Source organism: Micromonospora echinofusca, assembly GCF_017614955.1.
Classification (GTDB): Bacteria; Actinomycetota; Actinomycetes; order Mycobacteriales; family Micromonosporaceae; genus Micromonospora; species Micromonospora echinofusca_A.
In genome coordinates this window covers 1-4524 of sequence record NZ_WVUH01000470.1, presented here as the reverse complement: position 1 = coordinate 4524, position 4524 = coordinate 1, and the positions used below count along the sequence as shown (strand labels likewise).

At 71.3% G+C, this 4524-nt stretch carries 4 protein-coding genes; all 4 read left to right on the top strand.

The window, feature by feature from the left end; translation table 11 throughout:
- Positions 1-1112: glycoside hydrolase family 18 protein (locus GSF22_RS31090; protein ID WP_208817478.1), on the top strand; the 1112-nt coding region annotated here is incomplete at its 5' end.
- Positions 1113-1439: 327 nt separating this feature from the next.
- Entirely contained in the window at positions 1440-1931 is a 492-nt protein-coding gene (locus tag GSF22_RS31085; RefSeq protein ID WP_244454460.1) for a hypothetical protein, read from the top strand.
- Positions 1932-2026: 95 nt separating this feature from the next.
- Positions 2027-3433 (top strand): class II 3-deoxy-7-phosphoheptulonate synthase, encoded by a 1407-nt coding sequence (locus tag GSF22_RS31080; RefSeq protein ID WP_208817477.1) that lies wholly within the window; start codon positions 2027-2029, stop codon positions 3431-3433.
- A complete protein-coding gene (locus GSF22_RS31075; protein ID WP_307804484.1) occupies positions 3426-4481 on the top strand; it encodes a threonine aldolase family protein in 1056 nt (351 codons plus the stop codon). Before GSF22_RS31080 ends, GSF22_RS31075 begins: the two co-directional genes overlap by 8 nt.
- The last annotated feature ends 43 nt before the right edge of the window (positions 4482-4524 follow it).

The following is a 4524-nucleotide window of genomic DNA, read 5'->3' as shown; positions in this document are numbered from 1 at the left end:
GCAAGAAGGTGGTCGGCTACTTTGCCGGCTGGGGCGTCTACGGCCGCAACTACCACGTCAAGAACATCCACACCAGCGGCTCGGCCGCCAAGCTCACCCACATCCTCTACGCCTTCGGTAACACCACCGGTGGGCGGTGCACCATCGGGGACAGCTACGCCGACTACGACAAGGCGTACACCGCCGCGGACAGTGTGGACGGCGTCGCGGACACCTGGGACCAGCCGCTGCGGGGCAGCTTCAACCAGCTCCGCAAGCTCAAGAAGATGTACCCGCACCTCAAGGTGATCTGGTCGTTCGGCGGCTGGACCTGGTCCGGTGGCTTCACGCAGGCCGCCCAGAACCCGGCTGCCTTCGCCGAGTCCTGCTACAACCTGGTCGAGGACCCGCGCTGGGCGGACGTCTTCGACGGCATCGACATCGACTGGGAGTACCCGAACGCCTGTGGCCTCACCTGCGACACCAGCGGGCCGAACGCGTTCAAGAACCTGATTTCGGCGCTGCGGACCAAGTTCGGCACCGGCAACCTGCTCACCGCCGCCATCACGGCGGACGGCAGCGCCGGCGGCAAGATCGACGCCACCGACTACGCCGGGGCGATGGGCAACCTCGACTGGATCATGCCGATGACCTACGACTTCTTCGGCGCCTGGGACGCCAAGGGACCGACGGCTCCGCACTCGCCGCTCACCTCGTACGCCGGTGTCCCGAAGCAGGGCTTCTGGTCCGACGCGGCGATCCAGAAGCTGAAGTCCAAGGGCATTCCGGCCAACAAGATGCTGCTCGGCATCGGGTTCTACGGCCGGGGTTGGACCGGAGTGACCCAGGCGGCTCCGGGCGGTACCGCGACCGGCGCGGCCCAGGGCACCTACGAGGCCGGTATCGAGGACTACAAGGTCCTCAAGAACACCTGCCCGGCCAACGGCACCGTGGCCGGCACCGCGTACGCCCACTGCGGCAGCAACTGGTGGAGCTACGACACCCCCTCGACCATCGGCGGCAAGATGACGTACGCCAACAACCAGGGTCTCGGTGGAGCGTTCTTCTGGGAGCTCTCCGGTGACACCGGTAACGGTGAACTCATCACCGCCATCCGGGGTGGTCTCGGCTGAGTCCGCGCCCGTGCGGGTTGACGGGTAGCCGTGCCGGCCGACAGGTAGCTGTGCGGAGGGGTCGGGCAACTGCCCGGCCCCTCCTCGCATTGTCTCCTCGCGTGGCGTGCACACGGTACGCCCGTACCTGCCGCTGCGAGTGGCGTACACGCCGCTCAGGAAGGGGTCGTCCGGTACCGGAAGCGTCGAGAAGGGCCCCGGCGAACGTTCCGGTGGCGCATGCGGCGCCGGGGCACCTCCGGAACGTTCGTCCTTGCATCAATGAGAATGGGTCGATGTGTCAGACTCGGCCCGGCCGGTACCGACAGCCGAGTAGGGAGTGGTCCGATGGGCGTGCCCCGCATCCGTCGTATGGCCCTGGTCGCCGCCGTGCTGGTGGTGCTGCCGGTGGGCCTGGCCGGTTGCGGTCTCGGCGGGGACGATCCGGCGGACGAGCCCGCCGACGACCGGCCCACCGTCGAGGAGGCCGCCACCCGGGCCCGCGAGCGGGTCCAGGCGTACCTCGACGCGATGAAGGCCAAGGATCCGGCCGCCGGTCGCGCCCAACTCTGCGATCCCATGCACGAGGCGTTCGACGCGGCGGCCACCGGGCCGAACGGTGACTTCGCCGCCCACTTCACGGTCAGTGACGCCGCTGTCACCGAGGTGCGGGACACCGAGCGGGGGCAGCAGGTCGCTGCGACGGTGACGGTGGCGGTCGCCGGCAAGCCCCGCAGCAGCGGGCTGCTCTTCACCGTCACCCGCAGTGCCGGGCAGTGGTGCATCGCCGGCGAGACCGTCGGGACGGCCGCCGCGCCGACCCCGAGCAGCACCGGGTGACCGGGCGCCGGAGGGTACTTCCCCCGGCCTCCCACTGACCGGAACGACCCACCTCGACGCTCGGCTCCGGACGTCGTCGCCGTACGCTTTCTGTCATGCGCCAAGAGTGGCACCAGCTCAGCTACCCCGGAGTGGACAACCCCGGCCTGAAGACCAGCCGCCCCACCGCCGACTCCGCCGAGGACGCCGCCCTCGGCCTGGACCGGTGGCGTGAGCTTCCCCGCGCCCAGACCCCGCCCTGGCCGGACCCGGCGGTCGTTGCCGAGGTCTGCAAGGTGCTCGACACCGTGCCGAGCGTCGTCGCGCCCTACGAGGTCGACGAACTGCGCCAGCGGCTGGCGCTGGTCTGTGAGGGCAAGGCGTTCCTGCTCCAGGGCGGTGACTGCGCGGAGACCTTCGCCGACAACACGGAGAGTCACCTGCTGGCGAATGCCCGCACCCTGCTCCAGATGGCGATCGTGCTGACCTACGGCGCCTCCCTGCCGGTGGTCAAGGTGGCCCGGGTCGCCGGTCAGTACACCAAGCCCCGCTCCCTACCGACCGACGCGCGCGGACTGCCGGCGTACCGCGGCGACATGATCAACTCGCTGGAGGCGGTGCCCGAGGCCCGGGTCGCCGACCCGCAACGCATGATCCGGGCGTACGCCAACTCGGCCGCCGCGATGAACATGCTCCGGGCGTACCTGGCCGGTGGGCTGGCCGACCTGCACGCCGTGCACGACTGGAACAAGGGCTTCGTCCGCAACTCGCCGGCCGGCGAGCGCTACGAGGCGATCGCCCGGGAGATCGACCGGGCGATGGCGTTCATCCGGGCCTGCGGGATGACCGACGACGAGGCGTTGCGCACGGTCACCCTCTACTGCTCCCACGAGGCGCTGGCCCTGGAGTACGACCGGGCGCTCACCCGGGTCTCCGGCAACCGGGCGTACGGCCTCTCCGGGCACTTCCTCTGGATCGGTGAGCGCACCCGGCAGATCGACGGCGCGCACATCGACTTCATCTCCCGGATCGCCAACCCGATCGGGGTCAAGCTCGGCCCCACCACGACGCCGGACGAGGCGCTCGAACTCTGCGAGAAGCTCAACCCGGAGAACATCCCCGGCCGGCTCACCCTGATCAGCCGGATGGGCAACCACCGGGTACGCGACGCGCTGCCGCCGATCGTCGCCAAGGTCACCGCCGCCGGGGCCAGGGTGGTGTGGCAGTGCGACCCGATGCACGGCAACACCCACGAGTCGTCCAACGGGTACAAGACCCGGCACTTCGACCGGATCGTCGACGAGGTGCTCGGCTACTTCGAGGTGCACCGGGGGCTGGACACCCACCCCGGCGGGCTGCACGTCGAGCTGACCGGCGAGGACGTCACCGAGTGCCTCGGTGGCGCCCAGGGCATCGCCGACCTCGACCTGCCCGACCGGTACGAGACGGCCTGCGACCCGCGACTGAACACCCAGCAGTCGCTGGAGCTGGCCTTCCTGGTGGCGGAGATGCTCCGTGGCTGAACCGGTGCGGTCGGTCGGGGGGCAGCCGCCGGTCGACCTCCGCTCGGACACCGTCACCCGGCCCACCGCCGCGATGCGGGCCGCGATGGTCGACGCCGAGGTCGGTGACGACGTCTACGGCGAGGATCCGACCGTCGCGGCCCTGGAGTCCGAGGTGGCGGCGCTGTTCGGGCACGAGGCGGGGCTCTTCGCCCCGTCCGGCTCGATGGCCAACCAGATCGCCCTGCAACTGGTGGTGCCCCGGGGCGGGGAACTGCTCTGCGACGCCGACGCGCACGTGCTCGCCTACGAGGTGGGTGCCGCAGCGGCGTACGGCGGGATCTCCACCCGTACCTGGCCGGCGGCCGGGGCCAACCTGGACCCGGAGACCGTCCAGGCGATGATCCAGCCCGACGGGTACTGGGCGGTGGCGACCCGGGCGATCGCCGTCGAGCAGACCCACAACCGGGGTGGGGGCGGGGTGATCCCGCTGGCCACCCTGCGTCAGCTGCGCGACATCGCGGACGCCGCCGGGGTCGCGCTGCACTGCGACGGTGCCCGGATCTGGCACGCGCACGTCGCCGACGGTGTGCCGTTCGCCGAGTACGGCAGCCTCTTCGACACCATGTCGGTCTGTCTCTCCAAGGGCCTCGGTGCCCCGGTCGGCTCGGTCGTCCTGGGCAGCGCGGACCGGATCGCCGAGGCCCGGTCGATCCGCAAGCGGCTGGGCGGCGGCATGCGGCAGGCCGGCATCCTCGCCGCCGCCGGGCGGTACGCCCTGCGGCACCACATCGCCCGGTTGGCCGAGGACCACGCCCGGGCCGCCCGGCTGGCCGAGGCGCTGGCCCCGTTCGGGGTGGTCGCCACGCCGGTGCGCACCAACCTGGTACCCCTGGACCTGCGCAAGTCGCCGCTCGACGGGGCGACCTTCGCCGCCGCCGCGCGGGCCGAGGGGGTGCTGGTCTCGGTGCTCGGGCCGCGTGCCGTCCGGCTGGTCACCCACCTGGATGTCGATGACGCCGGCACGGACCGGGCGATCGAGGTGCTGACCGCGATCCTGCGTCGCTGACTCCTCGGGCCCCGCCGCCGACCTCCTCGGGCCCACCCCGCGC